The 14,625-nt window shown below is 73.9% G+C and carries 10 protein-coding genes; 4 read left to right on the forward strand and 6 right to left on the reverse strand.

Going from position 1 to position 14,625, the window contains the following annotated elements:
* Positions 1–124 precede the first annotated feature (124 nt).
* On the forward strand, positions 125–1,519 hold the full coding sequence (locus FGE12_RS22405) for a hypothetical protein (RefSeq protein WP_153868586.1): 1,395 nt from the start codon (positions 125–127) through the stop codon (positions 1,517–1,519).
* Between the two features lie 12 nt (positions 1,520–1,531).
* On the opposite strand, the gene FGE12_RS22410 is transcribed toward FGE12_RS22405, so the two are convergent.
* The 4 genes from FGE12_RS22410 to FGE12_RS22425 all read right to left on the reverse strand — a co-directional run bounded on the left by FGE12_RS22410 (position 1,532) and on the right by FGE12_RS22425 (position 7,196).
* A complete protein-coding gene (locus FGE12_RS22410; RefSeq protein WP_194798164.1) occupies positions 1,532–2,131 on the reverse strand; it encodes a hypothetical protein in 600 nt (199 codons plus the stop codon).
* Between the two features lie 71 nt (positions 2,132–2,202).
* Complete coding sequence (locus FGE12_RS22415) at positions 2,203–4,515, reverse strand: BamA/TamA family outer membrane protein (protein ID WP_153868587.1); 2,313 nt, start codon at positions 4,513–4,515, stop codon at positions 2,203–2,205.
* A 129-nt stretch (positions 4,516–4,644) separates the two neighbouring features.
* Positions 4,645–6,018: a sigma-54 dependent transcriptional regulator gene (locus tag FGE12_RS22420; protein WP_153868588.1), complete on the reverse strand. Its 1,374-nt coding sequence runs from the start codon at positions 6,016–6,018 to the stop codon at positions 4,645–4,647.
* Positions 6,015–7,196, reverse strand: a complete 1,182-nt coding sequence (locus FGE12_RS22425) for a HAMP domain-containing sensor histidine kinase (protein WP_153868589.1) — start codon at positions 7,194–7,196, stop codon at positions 6,015–6,017. The genes FGE12_RS22420 and FGE12_RS22425 overlap by 4 nt, the downstream gene beginning before the upstream one ends.
* A gap of 448 nt (positions 7,197–7,644) precedes the next feature.
* On the opposite strand from FGE12_RS22425, the gene FGE12_RS22430 reads away from it, so the two are divergent.
* Positions 7,645–8,565, forward strand: a complete 921-nt coding sequence (locus tag FGE12_RS22430) for a helix-turn-helix domain-containing GNAT family N-acetyltransferase (protein WP_153868590.1) — start codon at positions 7,645–7,647, stop codon at positions 8,563–8,565.
* 5 nt (positions 8,566–8,570) lie between these two features.
* On the opposite strand, the gene FGE12_RS22435 is transcribed toward FGE12_RS22430, so the two are convergent.
* On the reverse strand, positions 8,571–11,024 hold the full coding sequence (locus FGE12_RS22435; protein WP_153868591.1) for an ABC transporter permease: 2,454 nt from the start codon (positions 11,022–11,024) through the stop codon (positions 8,571–8,573).
* A 156-nt stretch (positions 11,025–11,180) separates the two neighbouring features.
* Here FGE12_RS22435 and FGE12_RS22440 point away from each other — a divergent pair, with 156 nt between their 5' ends.
* Positions 11,181–12,119: an ABC transporter ATP-binding protein gene (locus FGE12_RS22440; protein WP_153868592.1), complete on the forward strand. Its 939-nt coding sequence runs from the start codon at positions 11,181–11,183 to the stop codon at positions 12,117–12,119.
* Positions 12,116–13,408 (forward strand): ABC transporter permease, encoded by a 1,293-nt coding sequence (locus FGE12_RS22445; protein WP_153868593.1) that lies wholly within the window; start codon positions 12,116–12,118, stop codon positions 13,406–13,408. The genes FGE12_RS22440 and FGE12_RS22445 overlap by 4 nt, the downstream gene beginning before the upstream one ends.
* Before the next feature lie 14 nt (positions 13,409–13,422).
* On the opposite strand, the gene FGE12_RS22450 is transcribed toward FGE12_RS22445, so the two are convergent.
* A complete protein-coding gene (locus tag FGE12_RS22450) occupies positions 13,423–14,529 on the reverse strand; it encodes a nitronate monooxygenase family protein (protein WP_194798165.1) in 1,107 nt (368 codons plus the stop codon).
* Positions 14,530–14,625: the final 96 nt, after the last annotated feature.

Here is a 14,625-nt window from a genome sequence, read left to right on the forward strand (position 1 = left end):
CGAGGGGAGCGCCCGTGCCGCGGAAGCCCGCTGCAAGCACGCGAAGGCGATCGTGCCGCAGGTCCCGGAGGCCTGCGGCACGCGTCGCTCAGGGGAGAAGGGCAGTTCGGGCTATACGGAAGCCATGCTCCTTCCGCTGCTCCTCGCGGCCTCCCTCCTTGCGCAGTCGCCCACCCTTCCTCCTGCACGCGCCGCGGAGACGCTGGGCCTGGGTCCCGTCACCGACAGCGCCGTGCGAGAGACGCTCGCGTACGTCGCGCTCGAGCGCGGCGGCATCGCGGTCATCGACCTCTCGGCCTCGCCGCCGCGTCTCGTGCGCCGCCTCGAGGAGGGCCGCCACTTCGTGCGGCTCGTGCTCGCGGGGGAGTCACTGCTCGCCGTGGAGCTGCGCGAGGAGGCGCACGCGTTCACGCTCGCCTCTCCGGAGGCGCCCGAGCCCACCACGCTCGCGCGCGCCCTCTCCGCACCCCTGCCGGTGGCGAGCGCTCCTGCGGCCCCCGGCGCGGTGGCGGGCGCCCCCGGGGCGCCTCCGGCCGCAGCTCCCGGCACTGCCCCGGTGGCGCCGATGGGGCTCAGCGTCACCGCGGTGCAGGGCGGCGACGTGACGCTCTCGGGCGGGCGCAACCTCGGGCTCGCCGAGGGCGCGCGCGTGCGCATCGTCCCTCTGGTGGAAGCGTCGCGCGGCCGTGAGGCGGTGCTCGAGGTGGTGGACGTGCGCGAGCGCGATGCCGTGGCGCGCCTGGGTCGCGGGGAGCGGGCGCAGGTCGGTGACCGTGCAGAGCCCACCTCCGCACCCGCGACGGCGCGGCTCATCGCGCCGCCCGGGCCCGACTACCGCATGCGCTTCGGCTTCCACGCGCGGCCCTTCCTCGCGCTCGATGCGACCACGGCCTCGGGGAACAACGCGCGGGCGGGCGGCGTGCTCGCCGACCTCTTCGTCGCCTACCGGCTCGCGGAGCTGCCGGTGACGCTGCACGCGCGGCTCGAGCCCGTGGGGGTGGGGCTGGGCACGGGCGACCGGCACACGCCGGGAGTGGCCTTCGTCGCGGCGACCTACACCTCGGACGTCCTGGAGGTGGGGCTCGGCGCCTCGGCGCTGTTCGGCCAGGAGCTCACCCAGTGCTACCCGACCTACGGCCCGATGGGGGAGGACCTCGGCGAGCAGTGCCAGAAGGACTCGGGCTTCGGCGTGCAGCAGCTGCTGCGGCTCGGTGCGCTGGACGGCCTGCACCTCGAGTGGAGCTCCTCCATCCTCTCCCGCTCGAACCAGTTCGTCTTCGGCTCGGGGCGCGGCGAGCTGCAGCTGCCCGTCACCACGCGCTTCTCCCTCTTCGGCGCGGGCGGCGGCGGCCGCAGCGGCTTCGGCTTCGGCGAGGTGGGCATCCGAACCTTCCTCCAGGGCACCGGAGGCCCGGGCAGCCTGCTGCTCACCGGCAGCGTGGGCTACGTGGCGCTCACCGACAACGCGCGCGACCTCGGGGGGCCCTCCGTGGCCCTCGGGCTCGAGTGGCGTCGGTGAAGCCCGGCTCCCTCACCCGGACCCTCTCCCAGGGGGAGAAGGAGGACCCGGTTGCACGCGGCAGCGCGCCCGCGCGCGGCGCTGCAGGTCGTCCGCCACCGTGCGCAGCAGGTTCTCCGTCACTGCCGAGCGCGTCTCGCTCTGCGTGAGCCAGCTGGCCATGCGCCCCAGGCTCGCGCGCGTCACGACCTGCAGCCGCACGTCGAGCTCCACCTCGAGCACCGCGTCCGGCGCGGGAGGGGACTCGAGCTCCAGCGCCGCGCGCTCGAGCTGCAGCGCCGCAGGGCCCTCGGAGAGCGGACGCCCCGAGAGCTCGTAGCGCCCCGTGGACTCGTCGAAGCGCAGCACCTCGGTCAGGTGCTGCTCCGCGAGCCGCGCGTCGAACCACGCGGGGCGGCGGCGCAGCAGGACGAGGCCTACCTCCAGGCGCCCCGCGAGCCCGAGGCGCAAGAGCCGGTCCAGCTCCGCGTCGATGAAGGCGCGCGCTTCGGGACGCACGAGCACGCGCGTGCCCGTGCGCTGCGCAGTGCAGGTGACGTGTGGCTCCTCGGCATGCGCAGGCGTGACGAGGGTGAGCGCGAGGAGCGTGGTGAGGAGGCGGACATCCCTCACCCCGACCCTCTCCCAGAGGGAGAGGGGACGGTGCTCCCGCCGTGTCTCCCCTCTGATCAGAACCACCTCGCTCAGAACGTCCTCACCCAGAGCAGACGCACCGTGGGCGCCGCCTCCGCGCGCTCGTCCGTGCGCCACGCGGCCGAGAATTCCACCTCGTCGCCCAGGTGGAGGCTCGCGCCCAGGCCCAGCTTCGCGTCCGACCAGCCAGCGGCGGGCGCGTGCACCATGCCCACGTCCGTGAAGATGCCGAAGAAGCCCCACTGGTACTCGGCGCTGAAGAGCAGCGACGTGTCCCCGCGCAGCTCCTTGAAGTCGTAGCCGCGCAGCGCGTTCCACCCGCCGAGCCCCTCCTGCTTCTGCGCAGGCAGGTCATGGCCCCCGGCGCCGCGCGCACGCACCCGCAGCCCGTCCTGGTCGTCGTTCACCGGCAGGTACAGCGTGTTGTCGCTCACCAGCTTCCAGAACTCGAACTGCGAGTCGCCGCCCAGCCCGGGCACGCCCACCTCGAGGGTGAGCAGGCTGCGCAGGGCGACCTCCTTCGGCCAGTCCTGCTTCAGGAGGGACACTTCGGGCCGGCGGAAGAGCGAGCCCACGCGCTGCACCTCCGGCGCGTCGCTCGCGTACTCGAGCCGCGCCACCACCGAGGCCATGCGCCCCTCGAGCGCCGGCGTGTTGACGAAGGGGCCGTCGTCGCGGTCGAAGAGCGAGAGCGGCGGGTCCATGGACACGAGCGAGCCCTGCGCATCGCGCCGGTACTCGAGCCCCGCGTACAGCCCCTTGCCGAGCTGCTCCGTCGCGAAGACCGCGAAGCCCGTGCGCCGGAAGTACTCGCGGTCGGGGCGGTTGATGAGCGCGGAGTAGAACCAGGAGTCGAAGTCCCCGAGGCGCCAGCGGTCCTGCGTGTCGATGAAGTCGTGCGCCTGCACGCCCACCTCCGCCAGGTGCAGCCGCGACACGCGCGCCTTCACGCCCCCCAGCACGTTGAGCCGGCGCTGTTCCGAGGTCTGGTCCGGGTCTCCGGGCACCTTCTGCCCGCCGAGCCGCAGTGGGATGAAGAGCGCCGCATCCAGGGTGAGGTGCGCGCGGTCCTTCGGGTCCCACACCGTCACGCTGCCCGAGAGCCCCGGCGCGAAGCCCGTCACCTGCGTGTGCACCGGCAGGAGCCCCAGGTCCACCTCGGGGCGGCGCGGGCGCAGGTGCACCACCACCTTGCGGCCCTCGGTGGTGATGCCCTCCTCGTGGCCGCGGCGCACCTCGTCGTTCCACCAGTCCGAGAGCGCCCCGAGGCTCAGCTCCACCTCGTGCTCCTCGGGCGCGCGCTCGCGCTCCTCGGGCGTCAGCTCCACCGGGCGGTAGCGCGTCGTGCCTCCGGCCGCAGCCTCCTCGCGAAAGCGCACCTGCGGGCGGGCCTTGCGCTCCACGTCGCGCAGCTCGAGGAAGGGCAGCTGCGCCTCCACGCGCTGCGCCGCCGAGCGCGAGGTGCTGCGCAGGAACACGTCCCCGGACTTCAGCCCCAGCGCGTCCTTCACCCGCGGCACCATCTCGGGCGCGACTCCCCGCACTTCCACGTCTTCGATGCGACCCTCGTCCACCGTGACCTCGAGCAGCCCGTCCGGGCGCAGCTCCGCCTCGAGCGAGGCGAGCAGGTAGCCCTCGTGGCGCAGCGTGGCCAGGGCCCGCTCGAGCGCGCGCGGAATTCCGCCCCAGGCGAGACCGGGACGCAGGTCGTCGTTCTCGTAGCGTGCGAGCAGTGCGCGCGGCGGCACCGGCGCGGGGCAGCGCTCGCGCGTGGTCACCTGCACCCCGCCGCGCGGCGAGCTGCGCACGTGCACCGTCGTCTCGCCGTCGTCATCGTCCTCGTCCGGAGGCGAGGGGAACATGTCGCGCAAGAGCTCGTGCGGCGCCACCTCGCGCATCCCCGTGAAGTGCACGCGCTTCACGTAGGGCTGCTCCTGCAGCTGCACCTGCAGCACCGCCTCGCCGCCCTCGCTCACCTGCAGCCGCGGCTGGATGTGGCGGAAGAGCCCCGTGCGCGCGAGCCGCAGCAGCCCCGCGCGCGCCGCCTCCGCCGAGAGCGGGCCCTGCGCGGGGAGGTATGCGAGCCTGCGCACGTCGGCCTCCGGGAGGCGCTCGAGCCCGTGCAGCTCCAGGCGCGTCACCTCGCGCGTCTGGCCACCCACGCTCAGCTCGGCGGGGGCGAGCACCTCGGCGAGCTCCTCGTCGGCCGGCTCGATGCATGCCGGGGCGGCGGCCTCCGGCGGCGTGCCGGCATCGGGGGCAGCCGGGGCCTCGGCCGCGGGTGGGGCGGCGGTGCCGGCGTCGGGCGCCTGGGCGAAGGCGGGGAGGGAGAGCAGAAGCAGGGGGAGAAGTCGTCGGTTCATGGCAGGACGCAAGAGCACGGGGCAGGCCAGCGGGCAGCGCGGGCCAAGTGCCCGGAACGACGGGGCACAGTGTGCCCGGGGCGTGTCGAAGTCACATCGCGATGTGGGGGAGGCGATGTGAAAGACACATCAGCGCTCCGGCCCGGGCTCCACGCCGAGCGCCTTCAGGCGGCGGTGGAGGTTGCCCCGGTCCACCTGCAGCAGGCGCGCGGCGGCGGCGATGCTGCCCCCTTGCGCGAGGGCCGCGCGCAACAGGGCGCGCTCGAAGTCCTCCACCTGCTCGCGGTAGGGCCGGCCGTCCAGGAGGGGCGCGGGGAGGGAAGGGGACGGAGCGGCCGCAGGGCCCTGCAGCGAGGAGACGGACTCGGGGGTGAGGCGCAGGGGGCCGCCCGCGCGCAGGAGGTTGAGGCGCTCGAGGAAGTTGCGCAGCTCGCGCACGTTGCCCGGCCATGCGTAGGCGCGCAGGGCGGCCTCCGCGCCAGGGGCGAGCTCGAGCGGGACGGAGGGGCCGGCGAGCTCTGCGGCGAACGCGCGCGCGAGCGGAAGCAGGTCCTCGGGGCGCTCGCGCAGCGGGGGCAGGTGCAGGGGCAGCACGTTGAGGCGGAAGAAGAGGTCCTGCCGGAAGCGCCCCGCCGCCACCGCCGCGGGCAGCCCCTGGTGCGTCGCCGCGAGCACGCGCACGTCCACCGGCACCGGGCGGCTGCCGCCGAGGCGCTCCACCTCGCGGGTCTCGAGGACGCGCAGCAGCTTCGCCTGCAGCTCGAGCGGCATGTCGCCGATCTCGTCCAGCAGCAGCGTGCCCCCGTGCGCCTGCTCGAAGCGCCCCGCGTGCCGCGCCGTCGCGCCGCTGAAGGCCCCCTTCTCGTGGCCGAAGAGCTCGCTCTCCAGCAGGTGCGTGGGGATGGCCGCGCAGTTGACCGCGACGAAGCGGCCGTTGCGCCCGCTGGCCAAGTGCAGTGCACGCGCGACGCGCTCCTTGCCCGTGCCCGTCTCGCCGGTGATGAGCACGGGGGACGTGCTCGGGCCCACCTGCGCGATGAGCTTGCGCAGGGCCTCCATCGCCGGGCTCTCGCCCACGAGGTGCCCGGGCCGCGCAAGCGCCGCCTGCAGCCGCTCGCGCTCCTGGGCGAGCTCCCACAGCGAGAGCGCGTTGCGCAGCGCCGTGAGCAGGCGCTCGGGCGCGGGCGGCTTCTCCACGAAGTCCGTCGCCCCGAGGCGCAGGGCCTCCACGGCTTCGGCCGGGGAGGCCTCGCCACTGAGGACCACGACGGGCAGGGGCAGCGGCTTGCCCAGGCGCTCGAGCAGCTGCAGCCCCGTCTCCTGCGGCATGCGCAGGTCCAGGAGCATCAGCGCAGGGGACTCACGCTCGAGCAGCACGCGGGCCTCGGCGGCGCTCGCGGCCTCCAAGGTGCTGAAGCCCTCGTCCGCGAGCAGGCCGCGCAGCGCGCGCAGCACGTTCGCGTCGTCGTCCACGAGGAGGATGCGGGGCGCGTGGGAGGTCATGGGGTGGGGCTCTCCAGCCGGGGCAGCTCGACGAGGGCCACCGTACCTCCCCCCTCGCGCGGCAGCAGCCGCAGCGTGGCCCCGTGCTCCTGCGCAATCTTCTGGGCGATGGGCAGCCCGAGGCCGCTGCCGCCGGGCTTCGTGCTGAAGAGGCCGCGGGTGAGGGCAGCGCCCTCGAGGATGCCGGGGACGCCGGGCCCTGCGTCCTCCACCTTCACGCGCACGCGGACGCCGTCGGGCTCGAAGCTCACGCGCACGGGCGCAGCGCCTGTGGGCGTGGCCTCGGCGGCATTCTTCACGAGGTTGCCGAAGAGCCGGCGCAGACCGTCTGCGTCCGCCTGCAGCTGGGCGTCGGGGCCGGGAGTGAGCTCCACCGCGACGGGGCCCTGCTCGCGGTAGAGGCGGCACACGTCCTCGAGGAGGGGACGCAGCGACACGGGTGCGAAGCGCGGGGCGGGAAGACGCGCGAAGGTGCTGAAACTCTGGGTCATGCGCAGGAGCAGCTCCACCTCGTCCTGCAGCAGGGTCAGGGCCTCGGCCTGGGCGGGCGGCAGCGGGGCCTCGGGGCGGGCGAGGCGCGCGAGCGAGAGGCGCATCGCGGTGAGGGGGTTCTTCAGCTCGTGGGCGAGCGCGCGCGCCACGTCCTGCCAGGCGGCGACCTGCACCGCGGCGGTGAGGCGCTCGCGCTGCAGGCGCAGCTCCTCGCCCATCTGGTTGAATTGCAGCAGCAGGAAGTCCAGCTCGTCGCGCGGCTTCGTGGGCGCAGGGAGCGCGTGCGCGAGGTCTCCTCGGGAGAACGCCTCCATGCCGCGCGTCAGCGTCTCAACGGGACGGGTGAGCGCCCGGCCAAGCACCAGCGCCGCGGTTGCGAGCGCGAGCGCCGCGGTGAGCACCACGGCCCCGGCCCACAGCGGGACCCGTGCGACCAGCGCCCGGCGCGCGAGCTCTGCCTGCGCGAGGTGCAGGCGTGCCTCGCGTATCTCCTGCGTCGACCGCCCCTCCCTCGCGAGGTCTGCGGACACGCGCTCCAGCACGCCCTCCACCGGCGCTACCGAGATCGAGAGCAAATCCGAGAGCGCCTGCTGCCCCACCCAGCCGAGCACGAGCAGCGGCACCAACCCGGTGATGAGCATCACCGTGAGGAGGCGGCGTCGGAAGGCGCGGGGCGGGGCGATCATGAAGGGTAGGCGTTTGTACCGCACGCGTGGGCGCCACTTCGATGTGGATCGGCATCTGGCGCTCGGCCTGCTGCATCGGCGACCCCGGACTGCAGCGGAGGGCTGACCATGGGAACTTTCCGCGCTGTGCTCGTGTGCTGGTTCGGGCTCGCCCTCGCGAGCGAGGTCCTGTTCCGGGCCACCCTGGCCGTCGTCCTATGGAGGAAAGACGTGCCGTACGACCCCCTCCTTGCGGGTTCGCCGGGCTACCTGGAGGACCAGTACTGGGCCTGGATGGCGTCGCAAGGCCGACCCGTGGGACGTGCCTGGCGGGCCGTGAGGAGGCTCCGGAACGTCAATCTGCTCATCTGCTGCTTTGGCCTGCTCGTCTTGCTGTCGGCGAGGAGATAGCTGGCGAAGGGGAATTGGTTGACTCCGTCAAGCAATGTGCTTGACGCTGGCATCCAACATGCCTGCCCCTTCCCAGGTCGAGTCCGTCCGCCGCTTCACCCGCTTCTACACGCAGCGGATGGGGGTGCTTCAGCGCCAGCTGCTGGGCAGCGCCTTCTCGCTCTCGGAGGGCCGGGTCCTCTACGAACTCGCGCAGCGCGAGCGCACCTCGGCGGTGGAGCTGGGGCGGGAGCTGGGGCTGGACGCGGGCTACTTGAGCCGCATCCTGCGCGGCTTCGAGCAGCAGGGGCTCCTGCGCAAGGAGCGCTCGCAAGAGGATGCGCGCAAGAGCGAGCTCACGCTCACGCGCAAGGGACAGCAGGCCTTCGCGGTCATCAACGCACGCTCGGCGCACGAGGTGGGCGAGATGCTCGCGCGCCTCACGCCCGCCCAGCGCGAGCGGCTCGTCGAGGCGATGCGCACGGTCGAGGAGTTGCTGCAACCCGCACCCTTGCGCCGCGCGCCCTTCATCCTGCGTCCCCCGCAGCCCGGGGACCTCGGCTGGGTGGTGCAGCGCCACGGCGCGCTCTACGCGCAGAACTACGGCTGGGACGAGCGCTTCGAGGGGCTGGTCGCCGGCATCGTGGGAGAGTTCGTCGCGCACCACGACCCCAAGCGCGAGCGCTGCTGGATTGCCGAGATGGACGGCGCTCCCGTGGGCTCGGTGTTCTGCGTGCGCAAGAGCGACACGGTGGCGAAGCTGCGCCTCTTGCTGGTGGAGCCCTCCGCGCGGGGCCACGGCGTGGGCGCGCGCCTGGTGGAGGAGTGCATCCGCTTCGCGCGCCAGGTGGGCTACCGCAAGCTGACCCTGTGGACGAACGACGTGCTCGTCTCTGCGCGCCGCATCTACGAGGCGGCGGGCTTCGTGCTCATCCACTCGGAGCCCCAGCCGAACTTCGGCAAGCCGCTGGTGAGCCAGACCTGGGAGCGCAAGCTGTAGCGCCGCTACTCGGCCTTGATCGCGAGCACCGGGTCCACCCTCGCCGCGCGCCGGGCAGGCAGCCACGAGGCGAGGAGCGAGATGCCCGCGAGCACGAGCGCGAGCCCCGCGAAGGTCACCGGGTCTCTCGCGCTCACGCCGTACACGAGGCTCTCCACCAGCCTCGAGAGCGCGAGCGCGCCCGCGATCCCCAGGCCAATCCCCCACAGCGTGAGCCCCGCACCCTGACGCATCACCAAGCGCACCACGTCCCCGGCCTGCGCGCCCAGCGCCATGCGGATGCCCAGCTCCCGGGTGCGCTGAGCGACCAGGTACGAGATGACGCCGTAGAGCCCGGCCGCCGCGAGCACCAGCGCGATGACCGCGAAGCTGCCGAGCAGCAGCAGGGTGAGGCGGCGGTTGGCCACCGAGCGCTCGATGACCTCCTGCATCGTCTGCACCTGGTAGAGGGGCTGGTCCGCATCCACGCTGCGCACCACCTGGCGCAAGCTCGCGGCGAGCGAGTCCGGGGGCAGCGCGCTCTTCACCACCAGGGTCATGTCGTTGAGCCAGCCCGAGAGCTCCGGATGGTTGTAGGGGATGTGGATCTCCGCGAGCGGCGCGAGGTGCAGCCCCGCCTGGTGCACGTTGCCCACCACGCCCACCACCTGGGCGAGCGTGTCCCCCACCCGCAGCTGCTTTCCAATCGCCTCCTGGCCGCCGAAGTGCCGGCGCGCGAGCGCCTCGTTCACGATGACCGGCATCACCGCGCCCTTCACGCCGTCCGCCTCGGTGAAGTCGCGGCCCGCGAGCAGCGGGATGCCCAGCGTGGCGAAGAAGCCGGGGCTGGTGCCGCGGTACTCGGCGATGGGCTCCTGCCCGGCCTGCGGCGGCGCCTCGCCCACGATGGTGTAGCTGCCGTTGGTCCAGGCGCTCTGGATGGGCAGCATGGAGATGAGCGCGGCGCCCTGCACGCCGGGCAGTGCGCGCGTGCGCTCGAGCACGGGGGCGAGCAGCCGCGGGCCCGCCTCGCCCTCCTTGTAGCGATCCTGCGGCAGCGCGAGGTGCGCCGTGAGCACGCCCTCGGGGTGCAGGCCCGGGTCCGTGTTGAGCAGCGCGACGAAGCCGCGCACCAGCAGCCCCGCGCCCACCAGCAGCACCAGCGAGAGCGCGAGCTCCGCCACCACCAGCGCGCTGCGGAAGCGCTTGTGCCCCCCGGAGGCCGTCGCCTTCCCGCTGCCGTCACTGAGGCTCGCGCGCAGGTCCGCGCGCGAGCTCTGCAGCGCCGGGGCGAGCCCGAAGAGCAGCGCGCTCGCCACCGAGAGCACGAGCAGGAACGCCATCACCCCACCATCCAGGCCGATGCCCCCGGTGCGCGGCAGCGCGCGCTCGGCGAGTGAGGCGAGCGCATCCAGCCCCCAGTGCGCGAGCAGCACGCCGAGCAGCGCGCCTCCCAGCGAGAGCACCAGGCTCTCCACCAGCAGCTGCCGCACGATGTGCCCGCGGCTCGCCCCCAGCGCGAGCCGCACCGCCACCTCGTGCTGCCGCCCCGCGCCGCGCGCGAGCAGCAGGTTCGCCACGTTCGCACACGCGATGAGCAGCACCAGGAAGACGGCGCCCAGGAGCACCAGCAGCGCGGGCTGCACCCCCTGCACCACCGTGCGGGTGAGGCTCACCGCGCTGGCGCTGCGGCCGGTCTGCGCGTCCGGGTTCGCCTGCTCGATGCGGCGCGCCACCTCGCGCAGCTCGGTGTTCGCGGCCTCGAGGCTCACTGCCGGCCTGAGCCGCCCCACCACCGCGAGGCCGTGCGAGCCACGGCTCGTGGCCACCTGCTCGCTCGGCACGAAGGGCACGAACAGCTCGGCGTCCGAGGTGGGCAGGAAGCGGAAGGTGGCGGGCATCACCCCCACCACGGTGACGCTCGTGCCATCCAGGGTGATGCTGCGGCCGAGCACGCCCGGGTCCGCGCCGAAGCGCCGGCGCCACAGCCCCTCGCCCAGCACGGCCACGGGCGCGGCGCCCGGCGCGTCCTCGCCGGGAAGGAAGGTTCGCCCGAGCAGCGGCTGCACCCCGGCGAGCGCGAAGAGGTTGCCGGTCGCCGCGGTGGTGGGCACGCGCTCGGCGCCGTCCGGGCCGCTCAGGTTCTTGCTGCGCACGTCCACCGCGACGAGCTGCTCGAAGCTGCGCGTCTGCTCCACCCAGTCGCGGTAGTTGGGCCAGGACACCGAGCCCGTCCAGCTCGCGCCCCGGCCCGGCTGCGTCTCGTACAGGCGCACGAGGCGCTCGGGCTGCGCGTAGGGCAGGGGGCGCAGGAGCACGGCGTTCACCACCGAGAAGATGGCCGCGTTCGCGCCGATGCCGAGGGCGAGGCACAGCACCGCGACCGCTACGAAGGCCGGGCTCTTGCCGAGGCTGCGCAGGGCGAAGCGCAGGTCCTGCTTCAGTCCGTCCAGCCAGCTGCCAAAGCCCGGTGCACGCATCGAACGCCTCCTCGCGTCTTCGTCCGTCCGAGCCTACGCCGCGGTGGAAAGGCGATTGCAGCGTTCTCTGGGGCAGGGCGGGGGGGGGCATGCGATGGTGGCGCCGGCAATCCCGGCCCGCGCCGGGCGTAGGGCAGAGGCTGCAAGGAGGGGTGGATGCTCGAGGTCAGAGGCCTGGTGAAGCGCTACGGCGCGGTGAAGGCCGTGGATGGCGTCTCGTTCAAGGTGGGCCCGGGCGAGAGCGTGGGGCTGCTCGGTCCCAACGGCGCGGGCAAGACGACCACCCTCTCCATGGTCGTGGGGCTGCTGCAGCCGGACGGGGGCGAGGTGCTACTGGAGGGGCGGGCGCTCCGTGGAGACACGGACCCGCTCAAGCGCACGCTCGGCTTCGTGCCGCAGGAGCTGGCGCTCTACGAGGAGCTGCCCGCGCGCGCGAACCTGCGCCTCTTCGGGGCGCTGCAGGGCGTGACGGGCGCCGCGCTGGACGAGGCGGTGGAGAGCGCGCTCGCGCTGGTGAGCCTCTCGGACCGCGCCGGGGACAAGGCCGGCACCTTCAGCGGCGGGATGAAGCGACGGCTGAACCTGGCCGCGGCGCTGCTGCACGGGCCGCGCGTGCTGTTGCTGGACGAGCCCACGGTGGGCGTGGACCCGCAGAGCCGCAACGCCATCTTCGACAACCTGGAGGCCCTGCGGGCCCGCGGCATCGCGCTCGTCTACACCACCCACTACATGGAGGAGGTGGAGCGCCTGTGCGACCGCGTCATCATCATCGACCGCGGCCAGGTGGTCGCGGACGACACGCTGCGCGGCCTGCACCGCCGCCAGGCGGGCGCCTGCGCGATGACGCTGGAGCTGGAGGCGCCGGGCTCAGGACCTTGGCTCGAGGACCTGCGCGCGCTGCCCGGGGTGCAGCGTGCCGAGCTGCACGAGGACCTGCAGCTGCAGCTGACGCTCGCGGACCTGGGCGCCGATGCCCCCCGGGTGCTCGCGTGGCTGCAGTCCCAGGGGCGGCGCTACACGCACCTGGTCACCGAGCGTCCAAACCTGGAGAGCCTCTTCCTCGGCCTCACCGGCAGGAGCCTGCGCGACTCATGAGCTTCCCCGCCTTCAGAGCCCTCGTGGCCAAGGACCTGCGCCTCTTCCTCTCGGATCGGCGCAGCCTCGTCATCAGCTTCGCAGTACCGCTCGCGCTTGCGGCCTTCATGGGCTTCGTCACAGGGGGGCACGGCAAGGAGGGGACCCCCCGCGTGGCCCTGCTCGTGGTGGACGAGGACGGCAGTGCCCTCTCGCGCGAGGTGGTGGCCGGGCTCGGCTCGGACAAGGCGCTCGCTGTGACCCGGGCCGAGCGCGCCGTGGCGCGCGAGCAGGTGCGCGCGGGCAAGACGCCCGTCGCGGTGGTCCTCCCCGCGCGCTTCGGCGAGGCGGCGGGCCAGGCCTTCTTCGGGGGCGCGACGAAGCCGGAGCTGACGCTGCTCTACGATCCCTCCCACGGCGCGGAGGTGGCCATGGTGCGCGGCATCCTCACGCAGCACGTGATGCAGGCGGTGAGCAAGAGCGCCTTCAGCCCCCAGGTGCAGGGGGGGCCGGTGCGCGACGCGCTCGCGCGCCTGCAGCAGGACGGGAAGTCGCGCCCCGAGCTCGAGCAGATGCTCAAGAGCGTGCTCGCGTGGCAGCAGAGCGAGGCCGCCCAGCCCGCCGGAGCCCGCGCTGAGGCAGGCCCCACCGGCGGGCTCAGCGTCCCCTTCGAGGCGCGAGAGGAGGAGGTGACCTCCGGCGAGGTCCGCTACAACGCGTACTCGCACTCCTTCGCCGGCATGGGCGTGCAGTTCGTGCTGCTCGCCGCCACCGACGCGGGCATCGGCATCCTCACCGAGCGCCAGCGCGGGCTGTGGCGGCGCCTGCGCGCGGCGCCACTCTCGCGGCGCACCCTGCTGCTCTCGCGGCTGGTGAGCGGCGCGCTCACCGCGCTGATGGTGCTGCTCGTGCTCTTCGGCTTCGGGGCGGCGGTGTTCGGCGTGCGCGTGGAGGGCAGCCTCCCCGGCTTCTTCCTCGTCGCGGTGGGGATCGCGCTGATGTCCTCGGCCTTCGGGCTGCTGGTGGCCGCGCTGGGGCACACCCCCCAGGCGGCGCGCGGCATGGCCATCTTCGTGGTGCTGGTGATGGTGATGCTCGGCGGCGCGTGGTTTCCCTCGTTCCTGTTCCCCGCGGCCCTGCAGAAGCTCACGCTCGCCATGCCCACCCGCTGGGCCGTGGATGGGCTGGACGCGATGACCTGGCGGGGCCTCGGGCTCACGAGCGCGCTCGGAACCACCGGCGTGCTGCTCGCCTTCGCCGCCCTGTTCGCCTCCCTGGCGCTCGCGCGCTTCCGCTGGGACGCGGACTAGCGGGCGGCCGCCCTTCAGCGCAGGCGCGCGAGCACGGCCTGGGCCTCGGCCACCATCCGCTCCACCACCTCGCCTGCGCCCGGCACGTCGTGCATCAGCCCCACGCCCTGGCCGCCGAAGAGGGGGAAGTGCTCCGCGTCCCCGCGTGCCGTCGCCTCCTTCACGATGTCCTGGATGGCGCCGCGCTGGCCGTAGCCGGACAGCCCCGCGATGCCGTCTGCGCCGAAGGCCTCGGCCAGCGGGTTGCGCAGCGCGCGGCCCCATAGCCCCGAGGCCATGCGGGTGAGCACGGTGTCGTCCGCGCCGCGCGCGAGCAGCGCCTGCTTCCAGAGGTCGGGCGCCTCGGACTCGCGCGTCGCCACGAAGCGGGTGCCCAGCAGCACGCCCGAGGCCCCCAGCGCGAGCGAGGCCACCAGCCCCCGCCCATCCGTGATGCCGCCGGCCGCGACCACCGGGACGCGCACCGCGTCCACCATCGCGGGAACCAGCGCGAGCGTGCCCACCAGCGCGCGCTCGTGCGGCGTGCCGCCCGTCCACGTCGAGCGGTGCCCGCCGGCCTCCGAGCCCTGTGCCACGAGTACGTCCACTCCTGCCGCCTCCAGCGTGCGCGCGTCCGCCACGCTCGCGGCCATGCCCACCACCTTGATGCCCGCCGCGTGGCAGCGCTCCACCTGCGCGGCGGAGGGCACGCCCAGCCCCACGCTCCACACGGGCACGCGCTCCTCCACCAGCACCTCGAAGTCCTCGTCGATGTACGCCGGGGGCGCGGGCGGCGGAGGTCCCTGCACCGGCTGCAGCCCCAGCTCCGCGCGGAAGGCGTTGAGCTTGCCCTGCACCCGCTGCACCTCCTGGGCGGGCAGCTGCGCGGGCGGCGTGGGCGCGCGCACCAGCGGGTGCAGCCAGAGGTTCACCCCGAAGGGTCGGTCGGTGAGGCGGCGCACCTCGCGGATCTGCGCGCGCAGGGTGTCCGGCGGGAGCGAGAGCCCGGCGAGGATGCCCAGGCCACCGGCGCGCGAGACCTCCGCCACCAGTGCGGGGCCTGCCACGCGCAGCATGCCGGACTGCAGCAGCGGGACGCGGAGGCCGAGCAGGTCGCAGAGCGGGGTGTGAAGGACGGGCATGGGCGTGCTCCTGACGGTGGGAACGTCCACCGTAGTGCAGCCCGGGGCACCCCGGAGTACGACCGGAGGAGGGGCCTGTCGGCTCGCGGACCCGGC

Source organism: Aggregicoccus sp. 17bor-14 (genome assembly GCF_009659535.1).
Classification (GTDB): Bacteria; Myxococcota; Myxococcia; order Myxococcales; family Myxococcaceae; genus Aggregicoccus.

What these genes read in the sequence shown, in the direction of transcription:
- FGE12_RS22405 (WP_153868586.1), top strand. Translation starts at nt 125, where the DNA reads ATGCTCCTTCCGCTGCTCCTCGCGGCCTCCCTCCTTGCGCAGTCGCCC.
- FGE12_RS22415 (WP_153868587.1), bottom strand. Translation starts at nt 4,515, where the DNA reads ATGAACCGACGACTTCTCCCCCTGCTTCTGCTCTCCCTCCCCGCCTTC.
- FGE12_RS22420 (WP_153868588.1), bottom strand. Translation starts at nt 6,018, where the DNA reads ATGACCTCCCACGCGCCCCGCATCCTCCTCGTGGACGACGACGCGAAC.
- FGE12_RS22425 (WP_153868589.1), bottom strand. Translation starts at nt 7,196, where the DNA reads ATGATCGCCCCGCCCCGCGCCTTCCGACGCCGCCTCCTCACGGTGATG.
- FGE12_RS22430 (WP_153868590.1), top strand. Translation starts at nt 7,645, where the DNA reads ATGCCTGCCCCTTCCCAGGTCGAGTCCGTCCGCCGCTTCACCCGCTTC.
- FGE12_RS22435 (WP_153868591.1), bottom strand. Translation starts at nt 11,024, where the DNA reads ATGCGTGCACCGGGCTTTGGCAGCTGGCTGGACGGACTGAAGCAGGAC.
- FGE12_RS22440 (WP_153868592.1), top strand. Translation starts at nt 11,181, where the DNA reads ATGCTCGAGGTCAGAGGCCTGGTGAAGCGCTACGGCGCGGTGAAGGCC.
- FGE12_RS22445 (WP_153868593.1), top strand. Translation starts at nt 12,116, where the DNA reads ATGAGCTTCCCCGCCTTCAGAGCCCTCGTGGCCAAGGACCTGCGCCTC.
- FGE12_RS22450 (WP_194798165.1), bottom strand. Translation starts at nt 14,529, where the DNA reads ATGCCCGTCCTTCACACCCCGCTCTGCGACCTGCTCGGCCTCCGCGTC.